The organism is Streptomyces sp. cg40, assembly GCF_050320165.1.
In the GTDB taxonomy this organism is placed as follows: domain Bacteria; phylum Actinomycetota; class Actinomycetes; order Streptomycetales; family Streptomycetaceae; genus Streptomyces; species Streptomyces hokutonensis.
On record NZ_CP190128.1, the window covers coordinates 5,928,543 to 5,952,485 of the forward strand.

18 protein-coding genes are annotated in these 23,943 nt (G+C 71.5%); 14 read left to right on the forward strand and 4 right to left on the reverse strand.

Going from position 1 to position 23,943, the window contains the following annotated elements; translation table 11 throughout:
• The first annotated feature begins 9 nt into the window (after positions 1–9).
• The 4 genes from ACQHII_RS26530 (at position 10) to ACQHII_RS26545 (ending at position 4,778) form a co-directional block, all read left to right on the forward strand.
• Positions 10–1,281 (forward strand): aspartate kinase, encoded by a 1,272-nt coding sequence (locus ACQHII_RS26530; protein ID WP_427921662.1) that lies wholly within the window; start codon positions 10–12, stop codon positions 1,279–1,281.
• Entirely contained in the window at positions 1,281–2,348 is a 1,068-nt protein-coding gene (locus ACQHII_RS26535; protein ID WP_427921663.1) for an aspartate-semialdehyde dehydrogenase, read from the forward strand. The genes ACQHII_RS26530 and ACQHII_RS26535 overlap by 1 nt, the downstream gene beginning before the upstream one ends.
• Positions 2,349–2,826: 478 nt before the next feature.
• Positions 2,827–3,402, forward strand: a complete 576-nt coding sequence (locus ACQHII_RS26540; RefSeq protein ID WP_427921664.1) for a SigE family RNA polymerase sigma factor — start codon at positions 2,827–2,829, stop codon at positions 3,400–3,402.
• On the forward strand, positions 3,399–4,778 hold the full coding sequence (locus ACQHII_RS26545) for a hypothetical protein (protein WP_427921665.1): 1,380 nt from the start codon (positions 3,399–3,401) through the stop codon (positions 4,776–4,778). The genes ACQHII_RS26540 and ACQHII_RS26545 overlap by 4 nt, the downstream gene beginning before the upstream one ends.
• A 55-nt stretch (positions 4,779–4,833) precedes the next feature.
• Here ACQHII_RS26545 and ACQHII_RS26550 read toward each other — a convergent pair whose 3' ends face one another.
• Positions 4,834–5,628: an SURF1 family protein gene (locus ACQHII_RS26550; RefSeq protein ID WP_427921666.1), complete on the reverse strand. Its 795-nt coding sequence runs from the start codon at positions 5,626–5,628 to the stop codon at positions 4,834–4,836.
• A gap of 136 nt (positions 5,629–5,764) precedes the next feature.
• Here ACQHII_RS26550 and ACQHII_RS26555 point away from each other — a divergent pair, with 136 nt between their 5' ends.
• Positions 5,765–7,564, forward strand: coding sequence for a prolyl oligopeptidase family serine peptidase (locus ACQHII_RS26555; protein ID WP_427921667.1), 1,800 nt, complete (start codon positions 5,765–5,767; stop codon positions 7,562–7,564).
• Between the two features lie 65 nt (positions 7,565–7,629).
• On the opposite strand, the gene ACQHII_RS26560 is transcribed toward ACQHII_RS26555, so the two are convergent.
• Positions 7,630–9,519 (reverse strand): NAD-binding protein, encoded by a 1,890-nt coding sequence (locus tag ACQHII_RS26560; protein WP_427925414.1) that lies wholly within the window; start codon positions 9,517–9,519, stop codon positions 7,630–7,632.
• A 180-nt stretch (positions 9,520–9,699) separates the two neighbouring features.
• Between ACQHII_RS26560 and ACQHII_RS26565 the strand changes: the two genes are divergently transcribed.
• From ACQHII_RS26565 to ACQHII_RS26590, 6 genes are all read left to right on the forward strand, one after another.
• Positions 9,700–10,761, forward strand: a complete 1,062-nt coding sequence (locus ACQHII_RS26565; RefSeq protein ID WP_427921668.1) for a permease — start codon at positions 9,700–9,702, stop codon at positions 10,759–10,761.
• The gene (locus tag ACQHII_RS26570) at positions 10,758–11,600 is read left to right on the forward strand and encodes a TIGR03943 family putative permease subunit (RefSeq protein ID WP_427921669.1); all 843 of its coding nucleotides are present in this window, start codon (positions 10,758–10,760) and stop codon (positions 11,598–11,600) included. The genes ACQHII_RS26565 and ACQHII_RS26570 overlap by 4 nt, the downstream gene beginning before the upstream one ends.
• A gap of 189 nt (positions 11,601–11,789) precedes the next feature.
• Positions 11,790–12,476, forward strand: coding sequence for a hypothetical protein (locus tag ACQHII_RS26575; protein WP_427921670.1), 687 nt, complete (start codon positions 11,790–11,792; stop codon positions 12,474–12,476).
• A gap of 145 nt (positions 12,477–12,621) precedes the next feature.
• Complete coding sequence (locus ACQHII_RS26580) at positions 12,622–12,948, forward strand: MerR family transcriptional regulator (RefSeq protein ID WP_427921671.1); 327 nt, start codon at positions 12,622–12,624, stop codon at positions 12,946–12,948.
• Positions 12,949–13,159: 211 nt separating this feature from the next.
• Positions 13,160–13,363 (forward strand): cold-shock protein, encoded by a 204-nt coding sequence (locus ACQHII_RS26585; RefSeq protein ID WP_019063123.1) that lies wholly within the window; start codon positions 13,160–13,162, stop codon positions 13,361–13,363.
• A 189-nt stretch (positions 13,364–13,552) separates the two neighbouring features.
• Positions 13,553–13,888: an SCO5918 family protein gene (locus ACQHII_RS26590; protein ID WP_427921672.1), complete on the forward strand. Its 336-nt coding sequence runs from the start codon at positions 13,553–13,555 to the stop codon at positions 13,886–13,888.
• A 194-nt stretch (positions 13,889–14,082) separates the two neighbouring features.
• On the opposite strand, the gene ACQHII_RS26595 is transcribed toward ACQHII_RS26590, so the two are convergent.
• Positions 14,083–15,141, reverse strand: a complete 1,059-nt coding sequence (locus ACQHII_RS26595) for a PucR family transcriptional regulator (protein ID WP_427921673.1) — start codon at positions 15,139–15,141, stop codon at positions 14,083–14,085.
• 242 nt (positions 15,142–15,383) lie between these two features.
• On the opposite strand from ACQHII_RS26595, the gene ACQHII_RS26600 reads away from it, so the two are divergent.
• The 3 genes from ACQHII_RS26600 (at position 15,384) to ACQHII_RS26610 (ending at position 23,471) form a co-directional block, all read left to right on the forward strand.
• Complete coding sequence (locus tag ACQHII_RS26600; RefSeq protein WP_427921674.1) at positions 15,384–16,064, forward strand: hypothetical protein; 681 nt, start codon at positions 15,384–15,386, stop codon at positions 16,062–16,064.
• Positions 16,065–16,484: 420 nt separating this feature from the next.
• Positions 16,485–18,632: a flotillin family protein gene (locus ACQHII_RS26605; protein WP_427921675.1), complete on the forward strand. Its 2,148-nt coding sequence runs from the start codon at positions 16,485–16,487 to the stop codon at positions 18,630–18,632.
• Between the two features lie 120 nt (positions 18,633–18,752).
• Positions 18,753–23,471: a DNA repair ATPase gene (locus ACQHII_RS26610; RefSeq protein ID WP_427921676.1), complete on the forward strand. Its 4,719-nt coding sequence runs from the start codon at positions 18,753–18,755 to the stop codon at positions 23,469–23,471.
• On the opposite strand, the gene ACQHII_RS26615 is transcribed toward ACQHII_RS26610, so the two are convergent.
• Positions 23,446–23,820: a hypothetical protein gene (locus ACQHII_RS26615; protein ID WP_427921677.1), complete on the reverse strand. Its 375-nt coding sequence runs from the start codon at positions 23,818–23,820 to the stop codon at positions 23,446–23,448. The genes ACQHII_RS26610 and ACQHII_RS26615 overlap by 26 nt on opposite strands.
• Positions 23,821–23,943 lie beyond the last annotated feature (123 nt).

Here is a 23,943-nt window from a genome sequence, read left to right on the forward strand (position 1 = left end):
GGAGCGCACGTGGGCCTTGTCGTGCAGAAGTACGGAGGCTCCTCCGTAGCCGATGCCGAGGGCATCAAGCGCGTCGCCAAGCGAATCGTGGAAGCGAAGAAGAACGGCCACCAAGTGGTCGTCGTCGTTTCCGCGATGGGCGACACGACGGACGAGCTGATCGATCTCGCCGAGCAGGTATCTCCGATGCCCGCCGGGCGTGAGTTCGACATGCTGCTGACCGCCGGAGAGCGGATCTCCATGGCACTGCTGGCCATGGCGATCAAAAACCTGGGCCACGAGGCCCAGTCGTTCACCGGCAGCCAGGCAGGCGTCATCACCGACTCGGTCCACAACAAAGCCCGGATCATCGACGTCACGCCGGGCCGGATCAGAGACTCGCTCGACAAGGGCAACATCGCCATCGTCGCCGGGTTCCAGGGTGTGAGCCAGGACAAGAAGGACATCACCACGCTGGGGCGCGGTGGCAGTGACACCACCGCCGTCGCGCTGGCCGCCGCTCTCGACGCCGAGGTGTGCGAGATCTACACCGACGTCGACGGGGTGTTCACCGCCGACCCGCGCGTGGTGCCGAAGGCGCGGAAGATCGACTGGATCGCCTTCGAGGACATGCTGGAGCTCGCCGCCTCCGGCTCCAAGGTGCTGCTCCACCGCTGTGTGGAGTACGCCCGCCGATACAACATCCCGATCCATGTGCGGTCCAGCTTCAGCGGACTTCAGGGCACCTGGGTCAGCAGTGAGCCGATTGGGGACCGCAAGGTGGAGCAGGCCATCATCTCCGGTGTCGCGCACGACACCTCCGAGGCCAAGATCACGGTCGTCGGCGTGCCCGACAAACCGGGCGAGGCCGCGGTGATCTTCCGGACGATCTCCGACGCCCAGATCAACATCGACATGATCGTGCAGAACGTGTCGGCGGCCTCGACGGGCCTGACGGACATCTCCTTCACCCTTCCCAAGGCGGAGGGCCGCAAGGCCATCGACGCCCTGGAGCGGAACAAGGGCGGCATCGGCTTCGAATCGCTGCGCTACGACGACCAGATCGGCAAGATCTCTCTGGTGGGCGCCGGGATGAAGACCAACCCGGGCGTCACCGCCGACTTCTTCACCGCCCTGTCCGACGCGGGCGTCAACATCGAGCTGATCTCGACCTCTGAGATCCGCATCTCGGTCGTGACCCGCGCCGACGACGTCAACGAGGCTGTCCGCGCCGTGCACACGGCGTTCGGCCTCGACTCCGACAGCGACGAAGCCGTCGTCTACGGAGGCACCGGCCGCTGATGGCCACCACCGGAGCGACCGTGCGTCCGACGCTCGCCGTTGTCGGAGCGACCGGGGCCGTCGGCACGGTCATGCTCCAGATCCTGTCCCAGCACGCCGACATCTGGGGCGAGATCCGCCTGATCGCCTCTCCGCGCTCGGCCGGCCGCAAGCTGGCCGTGCGCGGAGAGCAGGTCGAGGTGGTGGCCCTGACGGAGGAGGCCTTCGACGGGGTGGACGTCGCGATGTTCGACGTCCCCGACGAGGTCTCCGCCCAGTGGGCGCCCATCGCCGCCGCCAAGGGGGTGGTCGTCGTCGACAACTCGGGCGCCTTCCGGATGGATCCCGAGGTGCCCCTGGTGGTCCCCGAGGTCAACCCGCACAAGGTGCGGCACCGCCCGCGCGGGATCATCGCCAACCCGAACTGCACGACCCTGTCGATGATCGTCGCCGTGGGCGCGCTGCACGCCGAGTTCGGGCTGCGCGAGCTGGTGGTGTCGTCGTACCAGGCGGTGAGCGGGGCCGGCCGGGCCGGCGTCGACACCCTGCGCCAGCAGCTCGCCCTCGTGGCCGGCACGGACCTGGGTACCAAGCCCGGGGACGTGCGGCGGGCCGTCGGCGACAACACCGGGCCGTTCCCGGAGCCGGTCGCGCTGAACGTCGTACCGTGGGCCGGGTCCCTGCGCGAGGACGGCTGGTCCTCGGAGGAGATGAAGGTGCGGGACGAGACCCGCAAGATCCTCGGCCAGCCCGCGCTGCCCGTCGCCGTGACGTGCGTGCGCGTCCCGGTGGTCACCACGCACTCCCTCACCGTCCACGCCCGCTTCCAGGGCGAGGTCACCGTCGACAAGGCGCGCGAGATCCTCGCAACGGCCCCGGGTGTCGTCCTCTTCGACAATCCGGCTGCCGGGGAGTTCCCCACCCCCGCCGACGTGGTCGGCACCGACCCGACCTGGGTGGGGCGGCTGCGGCGGGCGCTGGACGACCCGACGGCGCTCGAACTGTTCGTCTGCGGGGACAATTTGCGCAAGGGAGCGGCCCTGAATACCGCGCAGATCGCCGAGCTGGTGGCGCGGGACCTCCGGTGACAACCGGACCCCTTCCCTCCGCCCGGCCGTAAATCCGCTGGCCAGTGGCGCGCGGGTTTGTAGGATCACTGTGCGCGATGTGGCCGGATTAATGGTTGGGACCACTTGAATCCAGCCACCTCCGCATCCGAAGATTTCACTCCCCGCTCTCCGCAACCGCGCGGTCGGCGGGGAGCGTCTTTGCGGACGCCCTTCAGCGGGCGCGGGGATGCGGCGAGGGGCGTGGGGACGCCCCGGCCTTTTGTGACACAGGGGAAGAGCGGGTAGGCATGAGGGTGTTCGACGCACTGTCGGTTGTGCTGCCTGACACCAGACGGGTGGGTGGACTGTTTGTTTCGTCTGACATAAATGTGACGGTCGACGCGTACAACCCCCAAGGGGGGAAGCGCGTCCAACTTGCGTGGCTCAGGTACTCGACTTCTCTGCGGCACGCGGCACGGCCCTACGGCCTCCGCGTGGGTCCCGTGCGCCCGGCGGCATGCCGGTGATCGCGCCGATGCCCGCAGCGCGGCCCGCCCGCATCCCGAACCAGCGCGAAGGTGTCGACGACACCGCCGCGGCCGGAACGACCGTCGACCACCTCACCGAGACCTACCGGGCGCACTACCGCTCGCTGCTCGGCCTGGCCGCACTCCTCCTCGACGACACCGCCTCCTGCGAGGACGTCGTCCAGGAGGCGTTCATCCGGGTCCACTCGGCGCGCAAACGCGTCCGTGACCCCGAGAAGACCCTGGCGTATCTGCGCCAGACCGTCGTCAACCTCTCCCGCTCGGCCCTGCGCCGCCGCATCCTCGGCCTCAAGCTCCTCTCGAAGCCGATGCCGGACATGGCCAGCGCGGAGGAGGGCGCCTACGACCAGTTGGAGCGCGACTCCCTCATCAAGGCGATGAAGGGCCTTCAGCGCCGCCAGCGCGAGGTCCTGGTCCTGCGCTACTTCGCGGACATGACCGAGGCGCAGGTCGCCGAGTCGCTCGGCATCTCGCTGGGCTCGGTGAAGGCGTACGGCTCGCGCGGCATCGCCGCCCTCCGGATCGCGATGGAGGCATCGGCATGAGCGACAACGTCGACGGGAACGGCTCGCGCGCGCGGCGCGAGCCGGAAGTCCGGCGAGGCCCGACCTGGGCGCGCAAGGAAGAACCGAACGAATCGCACGCTGGGAACGGAATTGTGAACCACGGCCCCGACGAACAGAGCCCCACCGGGCCGAGCCTCGACGGGAACTCCGGAGGAACCTCCGGGAACTCCGGAGGGGGGAACCCCGAGAACCTCGAGAACCCCGGGAACCCCAAGAACTCGGACAGCACCGAGAACCCCGAGACCGTTCAGGGGCGCGACCCCGAAGGACTCGGGGGGCTCGGGGGGCTCGCGGGGCTCGCCGCGCAACTCGGCGGACCCGGCGGCCTCGGCGGACCCGGCGATCACGACACCGAGGGCTTCGCCCCGGACGAGCTGGCGCTGCGCCGCCTGCTGCACCAGGCGGTGCAGGAGGTCGAGCCACGCGACGGCACGCTGGAGCACCTGCGCAAGGCGGTGCCCGCCCGCCGGACCCGCAAGCGCCACGCCGTCGTCGGCATGGCCGCCGCCGCGCTCTTCTTCGGCACCGCCATCCCGGCCCTCGTGCACGTCTCGAACTCGACCGGCTCCGTCGACCCGTCCATGGCGGGCAACAGCTCACAGGCCCAGGGCGGCACCAGCCAGGGCAAGAACCCGGACGGAGGTTCCAGCACCTCCGGCGGCTCCTCCGGGCAGACGTCGGGACAGAATCCGGGCGGCCACAAGAACGAGGGCGGGAGCAAGAGCCCGGGCGCCGGCACCGTGAGCGCCAACCCCTCGTCCAGCACCGGCACGGCCGCGCCCATCTGTGCCGCCGAACAGCTCGGCTCCGCCACCTCGTCCGTGGCCGCCGCCGACACGGGGGGCGTCGTCTACGGCACCTTCACCGTCACCAACACCTCCGGCACCAGCTGTACCGTCGGCGGGCCCGGCACCGTGGGATTCTCCGCGCTGGGGGCGGCGGACAGCACCAAGATCTCCGTGAAGCAGCACACGGCGGGGGACGCGGCGGCCAGCCTGCCCGACCCGTCCACGGCACCCGCCGAACTGGTGCTGCTGCCGGGCTCCGCCTACCAGGTCAAGTTCGCCTGGGTGCCCTCCGAGACCTGCCCCACCAGCAGCGGCGGCGACAGCGGCGGCACCAGCAGCGGCGGCACCACGGCCAGCCCGTCGCCCTCGGAGGACGCCAGCACCACCAGCGGTTCCACGGCCGGTGACACGGGCACCTCCGCCCAGCTGCTCCCCGAGGACGGCACGGTCGACGGCAGCGTCCAGGTCTCCCACATCGCGCAGGCGGGCTCACCGACGACCTCGGTGGTCGTACCGAACGCGTGCGCGGGGACGATCTACCGGACGGACCCGCTGGCGGGATCGTAGGACGGCCGTCGGGTCACAAGGCTCCAGTCGCCGGTCCACGGGGGACCCGGCGGCGTCAGACGGTGACGCGGGCGGCCTGCTCGCTCTCGTCCTCGGGCAGCAGCCCGAGTTCCGCGTCCCGCGCGAACTCCACCTCGCGGCGCAGCAGCCGGAACCACATGAAGACGACGAAGCCCGCGAAGACGAACCACTCGCCGGTGTAGCCCAGGTTCTGGAACGCCTTCAGGTCCAGGCCGGTGTTCGCGGGCGCGGTCGCCGGTACGGCCGTCATCCCGGAGTCGGCCCTGTCGAGCGTGATCCACGCGTCGTACACGGGGTAGGGCACCAGGTTCACCAGCGAGGCCGCGCTGATCGCCGCGGTCTGGCCGGACGGCAGTCCGCCCTGGGCGCTGACGCCGTTGTCCCCGGGCGTCTCGGAGGCCTGGAGCGAGCCGGTGACGGTGACCTCGCCGGTCGGCGCGGCCGGTGCCTTCGCGGCGTCGGGCGTGCCGGGCAGCCAGCCGCGGACCACGGGCAGCGCCTTGCCGTCGTCGGTGCGCAGCAGGGTGAGGACGTAGTAGCCGTTCTTCCCGTCCAACTGGCGATCGGGGACGAGGAGTTGCTTGCCGTAGCGGCCGGTTGCGGTGGTCTGCCGGCCCGAGGTGGCCTGGTCGACGGGCAGCAGTTCGGCGAGCGGGCGGGCGGCCTCCGTGCGGTCCGTCCGGACCTGCTGGGTGGCCTGGTGGCTGCTGTCCACGCGCGCCTGGAACCGGCTCAGCTGCCATGACCCCATGAAGATGCAGAAGGGGATGGCGAGCAGTACGAAGACGTTGATGCCCCACCAGCGCGATGTCAGCAGAAACCGGTACACGCCTTCCACGGTACGGGGCTGTCGCAGAGCTCTCGGCCCTGGGGTCGGCAATGCGCCGACCGGGACTTGGTCGAAGTTATCCACAGGCTGAGGATCCAGTCAGTGCAATGTCTGTGAGGGCGGGCAGTATGGGGCCATGACTGAGAGCAACGGGTCCGCGTACACGCCGGACTGGGAGAAGCGCTTCAGGGCGCCCCGAGTGTCCCTGCCCGACTGGGCGGAGGACGCACCCGACCGTTCCCTGTTCGTGTCGAACGCGACAGGGACGTATGAGCTGTACGCCTGGGACCGGGCGACGGGCGAGCAACGCCAGGTCACGGACCGGCCGAACGGCACGACGGACGGTGTGCTCTCCCCGGACGGGGAGTGGATCTGGTGGTTCGACGACAAGGACGGCGACGAGTTCGGCGTCTGGCGCCGCCAGCCCTTCAAGGGCGGCCCCGACGAACCGGCCGTCCCCGGCCTCGAACCGTCCTACCCGGCCGGGCTGGCCCTCGCGCGCGACGGCAGGACCGCCGTCGTCGGCCGCTCCACGGACGAGGACGGTACGACGATCCACCTCGCCCGTACCGGCGACGAGACCACGCTGATCTACCGCCACCGCGAGTCCGCGGGCGTCGGCGACCTCTCGCACGACGGCTCGCTGATCGCGATCGAGCACACCGAGCACGGCGACGCGATGCACTCGGCGCTGCGCGTCCTGCGCCCGGACGGCACGGCGGTCGCCGACCTGGACGACACCAAGGGCGGCACCGAGGAGCTGGGCCTGGAGGTGCTCGGCTTCGCGCCCGTGGAGGGTGACACCCGGTTGCTCATCGGGCATCAGCGGCGCGGCCGTTGGGAGCCCCTGGTGTGGGACGTGGTGAAGGGCGGCGAGACCGACCTGGCCCTGGACCTGCCCGGTGACGTGAGCGCCGAGTGGTATCCGGACGGCTCGGCCCTCCTCATCGCGCACAGCTTCGAGGCCCGCAGCGAGGTCTTCCGCTACGACCTCGCCTCGGGCGCCCTGGAGAAGGTGCCGACCCCGCCCGGTTCGGTCTCGGGCGCCACGGCCCGTCCCGACGGCAGCGTCGAGTACCTCTGGTCGTCGGCCGCCGAGCCGTCCGCCGTGCGCTCGACGACCGGCGAGGTCGTGCTGGACCCGCCCGGCCTGAAGTCGCCGGGCTCGGTGCCGGTGGAGGACGTGTGGGTGGAGGGCCCCGGCGGCCGGATCCACGCCCTCGTCCAGAAGCCGGCGGGCGTCACGGGTCCCCTTCCCACGGTCTTCGACATCCACGGCGGTCCGACCTGGCACGACAGCGACTCCTTCGCGGCCGGCCCGGCGGCCTGGGTCGACCACGGGTACGCGGTCGTCCGGGTCAACTACCGCGGCTCCACCGGATACGGGCGGGCCTGGACCGACGCGCTGAAGTACCGGGTCGGCCTGATCGAGCTGGAGGACATCGCGGCGGTCCGGGAATGGGCGATCAGCTCGGGCCTCGCCGACCCCGCGCGGCTGATCCTCACCGGCGGCTCCTGGGGCGGCTACCTCACCCTCCTCGGCATCGGCACCCAGCCCGACGCGTGGACGCTCGGCATCGCGGCGGTCCCGGTCGCCGACTACGTCACGGCTTACCACGACGAGATGGAAGCCCTGAAGGCCATGGACCGCACGCTGCTGGGCGGCACCCCCGAAGAGGTCCCCGACCGCTTCGAGGCGTCCTCCCCGCTGACCTACGTCGACAAGGTCACGGCCCCGGTCTACATCTCCGCCGGCGTCAACGACCCCCGCTGCCCGATCCAGCAGATCGACAACTACGTCGAACGACTGGAGAAGCGCGGCGCCGTCCACGAGGTGTACCGGTACGACGCGGGCCACGGGTCGCTGGTGGTGGACGAGCGGATCAAGCAGGTGAGACTGGAACTGGACTTCGCGGCGAGGCACTTGGGGAAGTAGACCCGTTTTCCGGCAGGTTCTTTCTTGGCGGCGCGTGAGGAGTGGGGGTCCGAGACCCCTGCTCCCTACGCCCCGGCCCGGTCCCGAGGCCTCCGCCCCAGCAGCTCCGCCATCCCCCGCCGGGTCGCCGCGAGCACCACCCGGTCCGAGCCCCGCAGGACATACGTGTCGGGCAGGTCCCACACCAGCCCCGACCGCCGTACGTCCTCCGACGCGTCCCGGTTCGCCGTGTCCAGCGCCAGCACCCGCCAGAACCCGGCCCGGAACGCCTCGGCGACCGTCTTCCCCTCCAGCTGGGCATGCCCGCCCACGGTCATCGCCGCGAACAGCAGCACCCGCCGCTCGACCGGGATCGCGCCCAGGATCTGCCGCCCCATCATCGCCCCGGCGAACGCGGGCGCGGCCAGATGCGAGACGCTCCGGCTCCGGGTGAGGGCACCGGGGTGCGCGGCGCGCAGGGTGCGGTACACGGCGGTCGCGAAGTCGTCGTCGTAGAGCCGGAGCACGACGCGCAGATCGGGGCGTACGGAGCGGGCGTAGAGCACGGCTTCGAGGTTGGTGGTGTCGGAGCTGGTGACCGCGAGGAGGGCGTGGGCGCGGTGGACCTTCGCGGACTCCAGGACGCCTTCCTGGGTGACGTCCCCGAGGATCACCGGCACCCGCAGCCGGCGCGCGACCGCGAGACCGCGCGCCTCGGGGTCGGCCTCGACGCACACCACGGGGATGTCGAGTTCGCGCAGCCGGGTCAGCACCCGGGTGCCGATCTTGCCGAGCCCGAGCAGCACCACATGCCCGCCCAGCCCGCGCGGCGGTTTGCGCAGCGCGGACGCCGTACGGAACGTGCCGAGGGCCTCCAGGACGGCGGCCAGCAGCACCGGCAGCATCAGCAACCCGACGAGCCCGGAGAGGAGTTGGAGGATCTGCCGGCCCAACGGCGCCCCGATCGCGGGGTCGTCGATCGCGAAGAGATCGAGCAGCGTCAGATAGAAGGCCCGCACGGGATGGATACCGGTCACCAGCCACAGCGACACGGCGAGCGCGATCACGCACGCCACCATGCCCGCCAGCGACCAGCGCAGCCGCCGCGAGAAGAGGGAGGAGAAGGGCGGTACGACACCGCCCCCGCGTCCGCCCGGCAACTGCGGTCCCGCGTACGACACTTGTTCAAGGACGACGGTCCCGCGCCCGGTGGCCGAGGCGACGGCCGCCGCGTCGGGCAGCAGACGCGGGCCCTGCTCGCCCATGCCCTCGGAGCCGTCCGCGCCGGCCGGGTCGCTGCTGGTCGCCGAGAGCAGGGCGAGGGTGGCCAGCCCCGGGTCGGCGACCTCGCCGGGTGCGGGCGGCGGCCGTTCCACCGCGCGCAGCATCAGCCCGTCGGTCTGGACGACCTTGCTGGTACCGGCGAGAGCGGTGGCGGCCAGCGCGGGCGCGGCGGTGTCGGCGTCGGAGAGGACGGTGGTGGACGCGTCGAGTCCGGAGACACCGCCGGTACCGTCGCCGGTCGCCAACGCGGCCGCCTGGTCGAGGAGTTCCTCGATGTGCTGGCCCAGGCGCCGGTTGTAGAGGCGGAGCACGAGCCGGATACGGGGGTTGAGGCGGCGGGCGGTGAGGGCGGCGCGGATGTTGGTCTCGTCGTCGTCGTGCACGAGCGCCAGCGCGGTCGCGCGCTCCACGCCCGCCTCCGCGAACACCGCCTCGGTCAGCTCGGGGACCTCCAACACGCGCTCCCCGCGCGGGGTTTCGGGGGTGTGCGGCGCGCCGTTGCCGTTCGCCCTGGCCACCGCCGCGTTGACCCGGTCGCGCAGCGCCACCGAGGCGGCACGTGCCCGGCCCACGACCGGCGGGCGGGAGCCAGCCTCCGAGAGCGGTACGACGAGGGTGATCTGTTCGCCGTAGACGGCGCGCAGTTCGGCCGCGAGCCGGTGCGCGAGCGCGTCGTCGCCGCACACCACCATGTGTGCCCGAGGGGTGCCCGGCGGGGTCTGATGAGGAACGCTGCTCGCCACGAGGGGAAAGACTGCCCCAAGGAGGCGGGTGGTTCCAGTATTCCGCTGAACACCCGTGCCCCTGCTGCCGTATGCAGAGACAGGGAGCAAAACTCGCGAAACCCCGCACTTGCCGGAGGTAGCACACCCGTGGCCATCACCACCGAACCAGCCGCGCCGACCACGGAGACTCCGCCGACCCCGGAAACACCCCCGGAGCCGCGCGTATCGGCTGCGGAGCCGCAGGCACCGGCCAAGGACGGCTGGCAGCTCAACTCGCCGCTCGTGCTGACCATGGTGCTGCTCCTGGTGGTGCTGGCGCAGGGCCCGATCCGTACGGCCCTGTCCGCGCCGGTGATGCAGAGCTGGATGACGGTGTTCGTGGCCGTGGTCGTGCAGGCGCTGCCCTTCCTGGTGCTGGGCGTGCTGCTGTCGGCGGCCATCGCGGTATTCGTGCCGGCCACGTGGTTCACCCGCGCGCTGCCCGACAATCCCGTGCTCGCCGTGCCTGTGGCCGGGATGGCGGGCGCGATCCTGCCGGGCTGCGAGTGCGCTTCCGTGCCGGTGGCCGGGGCGCTGGTGCGCCGGGGCGTCACCCCGGCGGCGGCGATCGCGTTCCTGCTCTCCGCCCCGGCGATCAACCCGATCGTGCTGACCGCGACGGCGGTGGCGTTCCCGCGCAACCCGGAGATGGTGCTCGCCCGGTTCGTCGGCAGTCTGCTGGTCGCCTGTGTCATGGGCTGGCTGTGGACGCGGCTCGGCCGCACCGACTGGCTGAAGCTGCCCGCGCACGAGCCGCACGCGGGGGAGACCAAGGGGGCCGCGTTCTGGGGCTCGGTGCGGCACGACGTGATGCAGGCCGGCGGGTTCCTGGTGCTCGGCGCGATGTCCGCGGCGACGCTCAAGGCGGTGGCGCCCGCGAGCTGGCTGCGGACGGCGGCCGACAACCCGGTGGTGGCGATCCTCGCCCTCTCGATCCTGGCCGTCCTGCTGTCGATCTGCTCGGAGGCGGACGCGTTCGTGGCCGCGTCGCTGACCCAGTTCTCCCTGACGGCGAAACTCGCGTTCCTGGTGGTGGGCCCGATGATCGACCTGAAACTCTTCGCCATGCAGGCGGGCACCTTCGGGCGCGGCTTCGCGATGCGGTTCGCGCCCGCCACCTTCGTCCTCGCCATCGCGGGCGCGGTCGTCACCTCGGCGGTGCTCCTGTGAGCCGGCAGGCGCAGGCGGCCGTCCTGTTCCTGATCGGCACGGCCCTGCTGCACGCCGGCCTCACCAACCTCTACCTCCGCTACGTCAAGGCGGGCCTTCAGCCGCTGCTGCTGCTCTCCGGCGTCGTACTCATCGTGGCGGCACTGGCGACGGCCTGGTACGAGTGGCGGCGGGCGCGGGCGGAGAAGGCGCGGGCGGCGGCGCACGCGGAGGCGGCGCACATGGGGGCGGCCCACGCGGAGGCGGCGCACACGGGGGCGGCCCACGCGGGGGCGGCCCACGCGGAGGCTCACGCGGAGCCGGAGGGCGAGGGTCACGGCGGTCATGTGCACCGCGAACCCCGCATCTCCTGGCTCCTGTTGCTCCCCCTCTTCGCCCTCATCCTGGTCGCCCCGCCCGCCCTCGGCTCCTACAGCGCGGTCCGCACGGGCACGGCCATCCAGCAGCCCTACGGCCTCTCCAAGCTCCCCGCCGACAACCCGCTCACCATCGGCCTGGTCGACTACGCGACCCGCGCGGTCTACGACCACGGGCACTCCCTCGGCGACCGACAGCTCAAGGTCACCGGCTTCGTGGCCCTCGACAAGTCCGGCGCCCCCTACCTCGTCCGCATGGCCCTCAACTGCTGTGCCGCGGACGCCCAGCCGGTCAAGATCGCGCTGACCGGCAAGATTCCGCCGGTCCTCCAGCCCGACACCTGGCTGCTGGTCACCGGCACCTACTCCGCCAAGCAGACCAAGGACCCCGTCAACAACCGCCCCATCCCCTACTTCCAGGTCACCGAGGCCAAGCCGGTCCCGACCCCGAAGGACCCGTACGACGAGAGCTGGAACCAGTGACGCCGTAGGGCGGGGCCCGGCATGATCACCGGCCCCGTCCCACCCCGCGGGCGTACCGTGAAGGGACCGAGGATTTCTCGTGTGCCGGATCGCGCCGGTGCCGTCCTCGGCGAAGGACGACGCCGGGGCGGACGTGTCCGCACCCGGGGCAGGGCTCGCCCCATGACCGTGAATGTGCCCGGTCGGCCGATGACCGCGGACCTCGTCAGGCACGGAGGTGCGGACGGGCAGGGCGGTGCGGATGCGCACGGCGGTGCCGACGCGGCCCAGGGGGAGAAGCAGTGGTCGCCCGGCCGGGAGCGCGGCCCGTCCCCCCGGCAGGGGGACCGCCTCCGCCCGCTCAGCCGCCGCCAGGTCGAGGACCGGTTCGAGGACCTGGGCGATCTGTACGAGGAGACCTCCGGCGGCGGCACCCGCGCCGGGACCCGCTCCCGCGCAGAGTTCCTGCGCCGGCTCGCGGGCGAGGTGCGACGGCCCGGCTTCACCCTGCTGATCGCCGAGAACACCACCCTGACGGCCTTCGCCTACGGCTTCCCCGTGCGCGGCGCCGATCCGTGGTGGCAGGGGTGCGACACCCGCCTGCCCCGGACCGTGCGCGGCCTCGCAGTCACCGGCGGGCTCTTCGCGGTCTCCGGGATCGTCGTCCCGGCCCGGGTGCGCACCCACTACCAGGACCGGGACTGGAACCTCGCCCGGCGCCTGCAACGCCGGCTGCTCGACGACCACGCGCCGGCCCTCGGCGTCGCCCTGCTGCCCGCCGCCGACACCGAGACGCTGACCGCGTACCGGGCCTGGGGCTGGCGGGACGTCGTGGCGGAAGCGCGTGATCCACGGCCGCCCGCCGGGGCCTGCCGGGTCCTGCTGCTGGGCCGCTGAGCGCGTCAACCGGCGTCCACGGGCGCCAGGACATCTGTGCTCGCCGCGACAGAGATTCCCCGGGTGCGACTAGAGTTCCCGTAGGGGGAAACACGCTCCCCTGCGGCGGGCCGTCCCTCTCCGGTGGCCCGCAGGAAAGGTGTACATGCCCGCAGAAAGCCAGCAGCCCGCGGCCGACCGGCTCGACGACGACGACTACCCCGCCTACACCATGGGCCGGGCCGCCGAGCTGATCGCCTCCACGCCCGGATTCCTCCGGTCGCTGGGCCAGGCGGGGCTGATCACGCCGACGCGGTCGGACGGCGGTCACCGCCGCTACTCGCGCCATCAGCTCCGTACGGCCTCCCGCGCCCGCGAGCTGGTCGACCAGGGGACGCCCATCGAGGCCGCCTGTCGCATCATCAGCCTGGAGGACCGGCTGGACGAGGCGCTGCGGGTGAACGAGGAGCTGCGCCGGTCGTCCCATCGGTAGAAAATCTGATGTCGGCGAAACAGAAATTCACTGTTTTGGGCGGCGCTTTTCTCCCACAATTCCGCCGCCGCGGAAATGGGTTCCGTGCTAGGCTGACTTCAGTTGCAGTTGTGGTTGCCAATTTTGAACCGGTTCTCCGGGCAGGTGATCATCACGGCGATGGAGGAGATTCGTAAAGTGCGGATCTCGTGCACTGCCTAGGAGTTAAGACATGGCCACCGGTACCGTGAAGTGGTTCAACGCGGAAAAGGGCTTCGGCTTCATCGAGCAGGACGGCGGCGGCGCTGACGTCTTCGCCCACTACTCGAACATCGCCACCCAGGGCTTCCGCGAGCTGCAGGAAGGTCAGAAGGTGACCTTCGACATCACGCAGGGCCAGAAGGGCCCGCAGGCGGAGAACATCGTTCCCGCCTAAGCACGCGAGACTGCGAAACAGGGGCCCGCACCTTGGGTGCGGGCCCCTTTTCGTATCTGCTCATTTACCCGCTGTTCCATCTGCCGTTCTTCGGCCACCCGCTGTTCTTCGGCCGTTCTCCGGCTTCCCGGTTTTCCCCGAGGAGAAATCCTCCCCTCTCCTCCCGCTCGAACCCCTTGGTGAGGCACCATGCGCTGCGTGATCGCCCGTTACCCCTTCGATCTGACGAAGAGCGAGGTGGAGGAGATGCTCAAGGGCATCCGCCCGGAGCAGCCCGTCAGCGGCCCCTGCGCCACCATCAGCCGCAAGCTGTACCCGGTCAAGCAGGTCGGTGAGGTGATCACCAAGCAGGACCGCCGCGACTTCACCGCCTTCGAGGTGACCCGCGCCCTGACCCGCCTCGGCTTCACCTGCCACGAGACGCCGCCCGCGCCGGCCACCCCCGCGCCCGCCGCCCCCTCCGCCGAGTCCGAGTCCGAGTCCGGCCCCGAATCGACGTCGTACATCGGCACCACCCTGGGCTGACGCCTCCGCCCCCGCACGCCTCCGAACCCCCCAAGCGACCACGCCGCCGACGAACCATCCGGGCGCGGGGTCGCTTTTTTCTGCGCCCGGCTTGCCCTGCGGCCCTTTCCGCCGCCCGCCGGAGGGGACCATCTCCGCGAAAGCGTGACATTTATGCGCCGGGTGTCACACTTTTACGAGCCCTGCGCCTCGCCTCACAACTCCTTGTCCGGCCAGTCCAGCAGCCGCGCGCCGATCACCGCCGTCTGGAGCATGTACCGCTGGCCGGGATCCGCCGGGTCCGCGCCGGTCAGCTGGTGGATGCGTTCGAGGCGGTACGTCAGGGCGCGCACGCTCAGCGAGAGCCGGCGGGCGGCCTCCGCGGCCACGCAGCCGCAGTCGAAATAGGTCGAGAGCGTGTCCAGCAGGGGGCGCGGGCCGCCGCGCGCCCTGGTGAGCGGGCCCAGCGCGTCGAGGACCAGGTCGGCCATCGCCTGCCGGTCCCGGGTGAGCACGGGGTAGACCAGCAGGTCGGCGGCGCGCAGCAGCGGGCCCTCCAGGGTGAGCCGCTCGGCCAGTTCGAGGGTGTTCAGGGCCTCCTCGTACGACTGGACGATCCCGCCCGCGCCCGGCTGCGGCCGGCCGATCGCCACCTGGGTGCCCTCCGCCGCCGCGTACGACTGCTTGGCGAAGTGGGTGAGGACGTCGTCCTGGTCGCCGGGCGCGACGCACAGCATCCGGCCGGCCTTGGTCGTGAGCAGGATGTTGCGGTCACCGAAACGGCTGATCATCGCGCGCTCCACCTGACGCGGCACCGGCGCGCTCTCGTCGTAGGGCATCGGCCCCTGGACGACGGCGACGGCGTGTGTGTGGGACAGCCGCAGCCCGAAACGCTCGGCGCGTTCGGCGAGCCGCCCCAGGTCGCTGCGGCCGTAGAGCAGATCGTCGATGAACTCCCGTCGCGCCGCCTCTTCTTGGCGTACGGCGAACCGCTGGGCTCGTTCGTAGCCCTCGGCGAAGGCGTCCACGGCCTGCTGCACCGCGGCGAGTGTGCAGTCGGCGGCGCCGGGGGTCTCCGGCCAGGCGGTGCGGGTCGCGGCGAGATGGGCGTTGACCAGGGCACGCAGTCCGTGTCCGGCCTCGGCCGCGTGTTCGCCCAGGGCGCGGCGGGCCTCCAGCTCGGCCCGGGTCAGGCGCCGTCCGGTGGCGGAGACCTCCGCCAGGAGCTGCGCGTACCCCGCCAGATAGTGCTCAGGTATTCCGCGCTCCGGCAACGCCGCCCCCTGTTTTCTTGATGCCCCGGTGACGCTTTCTTAGCGCGTCACCGGCATCAAGACCCTAATGAACACTGCCGGGTTCCGGCAATGCGCGGGCGTGCACCCCGCGTGCACCATGGCGCCAGGGGAGCACCGCGGATGGTTCGGGTGCCGGGCACCGGCAGGTTTCCGGCACCCGAACCGCGATCCGGGCGTCCCCGTCCACCAGTCGGGCGAGTAAGAGAACGGGGGCCGGGATCATGGGGGCGTTCATCGCTGCCGCGACCGGTTTTCCCACCGTCGTCTTCACCGCGGCGCTCGCCGTGGTCGTCCTCTACTGGCTGCTGGTCGCCCTCGGCGCGGCCGACGCGCACGGTCACGGCCATGCCCATGTGCACGTCCACATCCGTGGTCACGCGCACGCCAACGCTCGTGGGCACGGCGGCGACCGTGGGCACGGCTACGGCCGGTGGCTCGGCGGGGTCCCGGTGACCCTCGCCTTCTCGCTGTTCGTCGCCGTCGGCTGGCTGATCAGCTTCTGCGTGAGCGTGCTGCTCGTCCCTCCGGGCCCGGCCGGCGTCCTGGTCGGGGCGGTCGTGCTGATCGGCACGGGGTACGTCTCCTGGCAGGCGACCAAGCTGCTCGTACGGCCGCTGCACCGCCTGTTTCCCGACGAACACGGGCCGTCCCGCCTGGACTTCGTCGGGCTGACCTGCACCATTCGCACCGGGTGGGTGGACGCGGGCTTCGGGCAGGCCGAGGTCAGGTCGGCGGACGGCTCGGCCGCGACGGTCCAGGTCCGCCAGACGGGCAACGACGCCCTCGCCAGCGGCAGCACCGGACTGCTCTACGCCTATGACGAACCCGGCGAGTTCTTCTGGGTCGCGCCCTACGACAGCGCGCTGGACCCGAGGACCGGACCCGGCGGCAATCCGGGGTAGACCGCCAACAGGTGTTGGCCTACGGCTGTTGCCCACGAGCGTTGCCCACGGGTGTTGGCGGGCGAGCGGTGGTCGCGCGCGGCGTGCGGCCCGCCGCGCCTGGTGGCCTACGCGTGGTGGCCCACGGTCGTTGGCCTACGACGGTTGGCCCACGCCAGTTGGCCCACGCCAGTTGGCCCACGGCCGTTGGCCCGCGACGCCGCAACCGCCGGAGTCCGAGCCTGTTGGCCAACATCCGTTGACCAACACCCGTTGACCAACACCCCGCCAGTCACCGCCTGTTGGCCAACACCCCGTAGGCCAACGCCCGTAGACCAGCGCCCGTAGGCAAACGTCCGTAGGCAAACGCTCGTAGGCCCACACCCGTTGGCCCACACCACGCCCGTTCACCACCCTTCTCATCCCACGAGGACCCATGTCATGAACGCCATCACCGTGGGCATCGGTGTGTTCGTCGCCGTTGTCCTGCTCATCGCGCTCGCCCTGCTCCTGCTGGTCGGGCGGCTGTTCCGGAAGGTGGAGCAGGGGCGGGCGCTGATCGTCTCCAAGACGAAGAAGGTCGACGTCACCTTCACCGGGGCGGTCGTGCTGCCGGTGCTGCACAAGGCCGAGTTCATGGACATCTCGGTGAAGACGATCGAGATCCGCCGCACCGGGCGCGAGGGCCTGATCTGCCAGGACAACATCCGGGCCGACATCCACATCAGCTTCTTCGTGCGGGTCAACAAGACCGTCGAGGACGTCATCAAGGTCGCGCAGGCCATCGGCACCCAGACCGCGAGCGACCCCGTGGCGATCCAGGACTTCTTCGCGGCGAAGTTCTCCGAGGCGCTCAAGACCGTCGGCAAGCAGCTGGACTTCGTCGATCTCTACACCAAGCGCGAGGAGTTCCGGGACCGGATCATCCAGGTCATCGGCACCGATCTCAACGGTTACCACCTCGACGACGCGGCCATCGACTTCCTCGAACAGACCCCGATGACCCAGCTCGACAACCAGAACATCCTGGACGCGCAGGGCATCCGCAAGATCACCGAGCTGACGACGATCGAGCACGTGCGGACCAACGAGTTCCAGCGCACCGAGCAGAAGGAGATCACCCGGCAGAACGTCGACGCCCGGGAGACCATCCTGGAGCTGGAGCGCCGGCAGGCCGAGGCGGAGATCAAGCAGCGCCGTGAGGTGGAGGTCCTGCGGGCGCGCGAGGAGGCCGCCACCGCGAAGGTCCAGGAGGAGGAACGGCTCGGCGCGCAGACCGCGTTCCTCAGGACCGAGGAGCAACTCGGCGTCCAGCGCGAGAACCAGGCCCGCGAGATCGCCGTGGCGCAGAAGAACCGCGAGCGGGTCATCGCCGTGGAGAACGAGCGCATCGAGAAGGACCGCCTCCTCGAAGTCATCGCCCGCGAACGAGAGACGAGCCTGTCCGGGATCGCCCGCGACAAGGAGGTCGAGGTCGAGCGGCGCGAGGTCGCGGACGTGGTCCGGGAGCGGATCGCCGTGGACCGTACGGTCGCCGAGCAGGAGGAGGCCATCAAGAAGCTGCGGGTGGTCGAGGAGGCGGAGCGCACCCGGCAGGCGGTGATCATCGCCGCGGAGGCCGAGGCGCAGGAGAAGCTGGTCAAGGACATCAAGGCGGCCGAGGCAGCCGAAGCCGCCGCCAAGCACCGCGCCGGTGAGCAACTCACCCTCGCCGACGCCCGGTTGAAGTCCGCCGACCTCGACGCCCGCGCCAAGCTCCGGCTCGCCGAGGGCATCCAGGCGGAGGCCGCCGCGGCCGGACTCGCCGAGGTCCAGGTCCGCGACAAGGAGGCCGAGGTCACCGTGAAGGCGGGCCGCGCCGAGGCCGAGGCCACGGGGGCGCGGCTGCGCGCGGAGGCGGACGGCACCGAGGCCCGGCTCCGGGCGGAGGCCGAGGGCACCCGGGCCATGGCGCTCGCGGAGGCCGAGGGCGTACAGGCCAAGGTGCTCGCGCAGGCCGAGGGCGTACGGGCGAACGCGCTCGCCGAAGCCACCGGTATCGGCGAGAAGTTGAAGGCCGAGGCGGAGGGGCTCACCGAGAAGGCCGCCGCGATGGCCGCCCTCGACGACGCCTCGCGCGGCCACGAGGAGTACCGGCTGCGGCTCCAGGCCGAGAAGGAGATCCGGCTCGCGGGACTCGATGTGCAGCGGCAGGTCGCCGAGGCGCAGGCCACCGTCCTCGCGACCGGTCTTGAGCACGCCGACATCGACATCGTCGGCGGCGACACGGTCTTCTTCGACCGGCTCGTCTCCGCGGTCTCGTTCGGCAGGAGCGTCGACGGCTTCGTCCAGAACTCCGATACGGCACAGGCGTTGGCGCGCCCGTGGCTGGACGGTACGTCGAACATCGCCGACGACCTCGGACGCGTGCTCGGCTCGGTCTCCACGGCCGACGTGCAGAACCTCACCGTGTCCGCGCTGCTGATGAAGCTGATGCGGACGGACCCGGCCAACGCCGGTCAGCTGCGGCAACTGCTGGACAGGGTAGGCGAGTTGGGCCTCGCGGACACCCCGCTGACCGCGCTCAACGGGCACCCGGCGAAGGCCTGACACCCGGCGAAGGCCTTACGCCTCGCCCCACAGGCGGTCCGGAACTGCCGCACAGGGGACGGCAGTTCCGGACCCACCACTCCTGACCACGAGCCCCGCCCGAGATCCTGAGAGGGACCCATGACCACCGGCCTGGACACCGGCACCTACGAGGTCCTGCGCGACCGCCTCGCCGCACAGGCCGCCGAACTCGCCCGCCGCGCGCAGGCGCTCAACGCCCGCCGCACCGAGGAGTTCGGCTCGACCCGGCTGGAACTCACCGGCACCGGCCGCCTCACCACCGGGCACCCGGCCGCGCCGAGGGACGTCGTCGCCGTAGGAGACGCGCTGCTCTTTGGCCGCCAGGCCTCCCTCGGTGTCACCCGGGAGGTGGCGGTGGCCGACGTCCTCGCCCTCCAGGACCGCCACGACCTGCGCGGGCTGCCCGAGGACGCCGTACCCGGACTCCTCGACGACCCGGAGTTCGTACGGGAGTTCACCGCCCTGCACCGCTACTACCGGCAGGCACGGCTCCTCCAACTCCGCCGCGTCGACGGCAAGTTGCTGGCCGTCTTCCGCACCGGCGAGAAGGCCGACGACATCCGGGTGCTGCGCTGGGCGCTCACGGACGACGGCCGGGCGGCGACCTTCCTGGACGCGCACGGCGAGCGCGACCACGTCTTCCCGCCGCCGTACGACTTCGACTGGACGGGGACCGGGCGTGAGGACCTGGTCCCCGGCCGGCACCCGCACGTTCGGATCCAGGACGGGCTGTACGTCGACACGCTGGGCGGCACCCTCACCGTGAAGGTGGAGGACAACACCGGGACGGGGGAGGGGATTTACTCCGAACCGGTGGACGAGCCGCTCCAGTCGCCGGCCGACGCGGAGATCGCGTACGCGCGGGTGGGCGCGCTGGTGCTGCTCCGCGTGCGGCCCTACAAGGAGGACGCCCACCGCTACCTGGTCTTCAACACGCTGACCAAGGGCGTCGTACGGCTCGACGGGATCGGGCTGTCGTGTCAACGGCTCCCGGAGGAGCAGGGGATCGTGTTCCCGGGCGGGTACTGCCTGGCCACGGGGGAGTGCAAGACCTTCGAAACGCCCACCGACGGGCTGGAGTTGGAGCGGATCGTCCGCTCGCCCAACGGGGAGGACGTGCTCTTCGGGTACCGGGCGAGGGGGTCCGGGCGGAGCCTGCTGCTGCCGTACAACATGATCCGCAAGGAGGTCGCGGCGCCGCTGCCCGGAAAGGGGTGGGCGCTCTTCGAAGACGGCGCGCTGATGGTACTGGGGGAGGGTGAGGTCGCTCGCGTCCATGCGGTGCGGATCTGGTGTACCCCGTTCGTCTCCGATACCCACGCCGCCGCTCAACTCACCGGCTCCGGCCCGCTGTTCCGGGTGGGGAACGCCGATCTCGTGCGCGGGATCTCCGACTGTCTGTCGCTCACGGGCGCGGTCGCCGGGATGGAGCCGACGGCGGAGGTCTACGAGGCGCTGGTCGCCGCATGTGTCCGGGCGGGCGACACGCATCACTGGCTGGGGGACGCCGAACTCGGCGATCTGCGGGCGCCGTTGGAGGAGGTGCGGGGTACGGCGGAGCAGGTCCTGACCGAGTTCGAGACGGTCCGGACTCTCACCGGGCGGGCCGCCGACGCCGTTGCCGACGCGAGGGAGCATCTTGCCTCCCTCGTAAGGCGGTTGCGGGGCGAGGCGCCCCGGGACGCGCTGGGCTGGGTCACCGGGCTCACCGAACTCCGGCGGGCACAGGGGCACTTGCTGACGCTGAAGGAGATGCGGTACGCGGACACCGCGCGGATCGAGGAGACGGCGGCCGAAGTCGAGGCGGATCTGGGGGCGTTCGGGCAGCGGGCGGTGTCGTTCCTGGCGCGCGAGGACGCGTTCGCCGGGCACCACGAGCTGATCGACGCTCTGGTCGCCGAGGCCGGGGCGCTGGCCAAGGTCGTCGAGGCGGCCCCGGTCGCGGCCCGCCTCGACGAACTGACCGAAGGGCTGCGGACGGTGACCGAGGTGGTCGCCGGACTCGACATCGGTGACGCCACGGTCCGTACGTCGATCCTGGAGCGGGTCGCCGAGGTGCTGGGCGGCGTCAACCGGGCCCGCGCCACGCTGGACGCCCGCCGGACGGAACTCCGGGACCGCGAGGGCCGGGCGGAGTTCACGGCCGAGTTCGCGCTGCTGGCCCAGTCGGTGACCGGAGCGCTCGCGGACGCGGCCACCCCGGAGGCCTGCGACACCCAACTCGCCCTGCTGCTGGTGCGGTTGGAGAACCTGGAGGCCCGCTTCGGGGACTTCGACGACTTCCTCGCCGAACTGGCCGGCAAACGCGCCGAGATCCACGAGACGCTCTCGGCCCGCAAGCAGACCCTGGTCGACGAACGCGCCCGCAGGGCCGAGCAGTTGGCGCGGTCGGCGGTCCAGGTGCTGGAGACCGTGGGGCGGCGGGCGGTCGCGCTCGCCGACGCCGACGCGGTGAACACCTACTTCGCCTCCGACCCGATGGTGACGAGGATCCGCCGCACCGCCGACCGACTCCGCGAACTCGGCGACCCTACAAGGGCGGAGGAGCTGACAGGCCGCCTCACGGCCGCCCACGCGGAGGCGGTCCGCGCCCTGCGCGACCGCGCCGACCTCTCCACGGACGGCGGCCGGACCCTCCGCCTGGGCCGCCACCGCTTCGCCGTCCACACCGAGCCCCTCGACCTCACCCTGGTCCCCTCCGGCGACGGCCTGGCCTTCGCCCTCACCGGCACGGACTACCGATCACCCGTCAGGGACCCGGAGTTCGCGGCGACCCGCCCGTACTGGGACCGCCCGCTGCCCTCCGAGTCACCCCGGGTCTACCGCGCCGAACACCTCGCCGCCCGCCTCCTCGACGAACACGGCGCCCAGGCCCTCGCCCAGGAGACCGACCTCGCCGCCCTGGTCCGCCGGGCCGCGCAGGAGTCGTACGACGAAGGCTACGAACGCGGTGTGCACGATCACGACGCGACCGCGATCCTCAAAGCCCTGCTCCGCAGATACGAGGACGCAGGCCTGCTGCGCCACGAACCGGCCGCCCGCGCAGGCGCGTTGCTCTTCTGGACGCACGGCACGAACCCGCGCGCACGCGAGAACTGGACCCGCCGCGCGAGGTCCCTGGCCAGGGCCCGCGACGTGTTCGGACCCACCCCCGCCGACGCCGAACTCCGCGCGGAACTCGCCGGAGAACTCGGCGGCGAGCCCGCCGCGGCCTACCTCCTCGACGAACTCACCACCGCCCCCGACGGCTTCGTAATCAGCGCGGGCGCGCGCACACTCCTCGTCAAGTTCCGCCGGGCGGTGGGCAGTTCGGCCTACGACGACGATCTCGTCGCCCTCGACGACGACCTGCCCGCGCGCCGCCAGCTGGTGGAGGCCTGGCTGACGGCGTACACGACGGCCTCCGGGACGCGGGTCGACCCGGGGGACCTGGCGGAGGCGGTGACCGCCGAACTCTGCCCCGGCGCACCGCGCTACGAGTCGGACGCGCGGCTGACCGAGACGGTCGGGGGACTGCTGGGCAGCCATCCCAGGCTGGTAGGGGGCGAGTTGCGTATCAGGGTCGATGAACTACTGGCCCGTACAAGGGAGTTCCGTGCCACGGACGTTCCCGGCCACCGCTCGTACCAGCGCCGCCGCACCGCCCTCGTCGCGGCGGAACGCGCCCGGCTGCGCCTCGACGAGTACCGGCCGCGCGTCCTGTCGTCCTTCGTCCGGGGCCGGCTCGTCGACGAGGTGTACCTCCCGCTGATCGGCGACAACCTGGCCCGGCAGCTCGGCACGGCGGGGGAGAACGGATCCGCCGGCACCGGCGGGCTGCTCCTGCTCATCTCCCCGCCGGGCTACGGCAAGACGACCCTCATGGAGTACATCGCCGAGCGGCTCGGGCTTGTCCTCGTCAAGGTCAGCGGCCCGGCCTTGGGGCACGGTGTCACGTCCCTCGACCCGGCCGAGGCGCCGAACGCGACCGCCCGCCAGGAGGTGGAGAAGGTCAACTTTGCGCTCGCGGCGGGCAGCAACGTGCTGCTCCACTTGGACGACATCCAGCACACGTCACCCGAACTCCTTCAGAAATTCATCACGTTGTGTGACGCGACCCGGCGGATGGAGGGCGTGTGGGAGGGCGCGGCGCGCACCTACGACCTGCGGGGCAAGCGGTTCGCCGTCTGTATGACCGGCAACCCGTACACCGAGTCCGGCAGCCGGTTCCGGGTGCCCGACATGCTGGCCAACCGGGCCGACGTCTGGAACCTCGGCGACGTACTGACCGGCAAGGAGGCGCAGTTCGCCCTGAGTTTCGTCGAGAACGCGCTGACCTCCAACCCGGTACTGGCCCCGCTCGCCGGCCGCGACCGCGACGACCTGGACCTGCTGATCCGGCTGGCCCGGGGCGACGCGACGGCCCGCGCGGACCGCCTCTCCTACGCCTGCGACCCCGCCGAACTGGGCCGTGTCGTCTCCGTGTTGAGGCGGCTGCTCGCCGCCCGGGACACCGTCCTCGCGGTCAACTCCGCGTACATGGCGTCGGCGGCGACCGCGGAAGCGGCGCGCACCGAACCGCCGTTCCGGCTCCAGGGGTCGTACCGCACCATGAACCGGATCGCGCGGCGCATCGAGCCGGTGATGAACTCCCGTGAGTTGTCGGCCGTGTTGGACGACCACTACACGGCCGAGGCGCAGACCCTCGGGACGGAGGCGGAGGCGAACCTGCTGAAGCTGGCGGAGCTGCGAGGGACGCTCACCGGTGAACAGGCGGTGCGCTGGGGTGAGTTGAAGGCGACGTACGCGCGAGTCAGAGCTGAAGCAGGCGCTGGGTGATCTCGCGGTACTGGCGGAGCGCGTGGCGGAGTTCGTCGGACTGGGACGTGAGGTCCGCGGGTTCCGCGGCATCCGCAGCGCTGTCCTGCTCGGCCCACCCGGCGCGGAGGAGTTCCCGCCGTGCCGCGAGGGCGCTCACCAGCTGGGCGGTGGCCTCGTCGTAGGCGCTCTCCGCCTCCGCCAGGGCGTCGTGCGGGGTGTCGGCGAAGGTGTTGAGGGCGTGCCGCAGCCGCTGGAGGACCTGTTCCCGCTGGGCCGACGGGAGCAGGGGCTCCGGGCCCGGTGTGCGGCGTTCGGCGGTGGTCCGGTTCTGGCCGGCGGGCTGCTGGGCGCGTGTCTGGTCGTACATCAGGATGCCGCTTCCGTTCCGCCTGAAGGCGTTCGTGCCTCGTCGGCCTCTCGACGGCCTGTTCCAGGCTCCCGGAGACCCGGTCGGTCGTACCCTTCAACGACTGCGCAGTGCTGCCAGTCA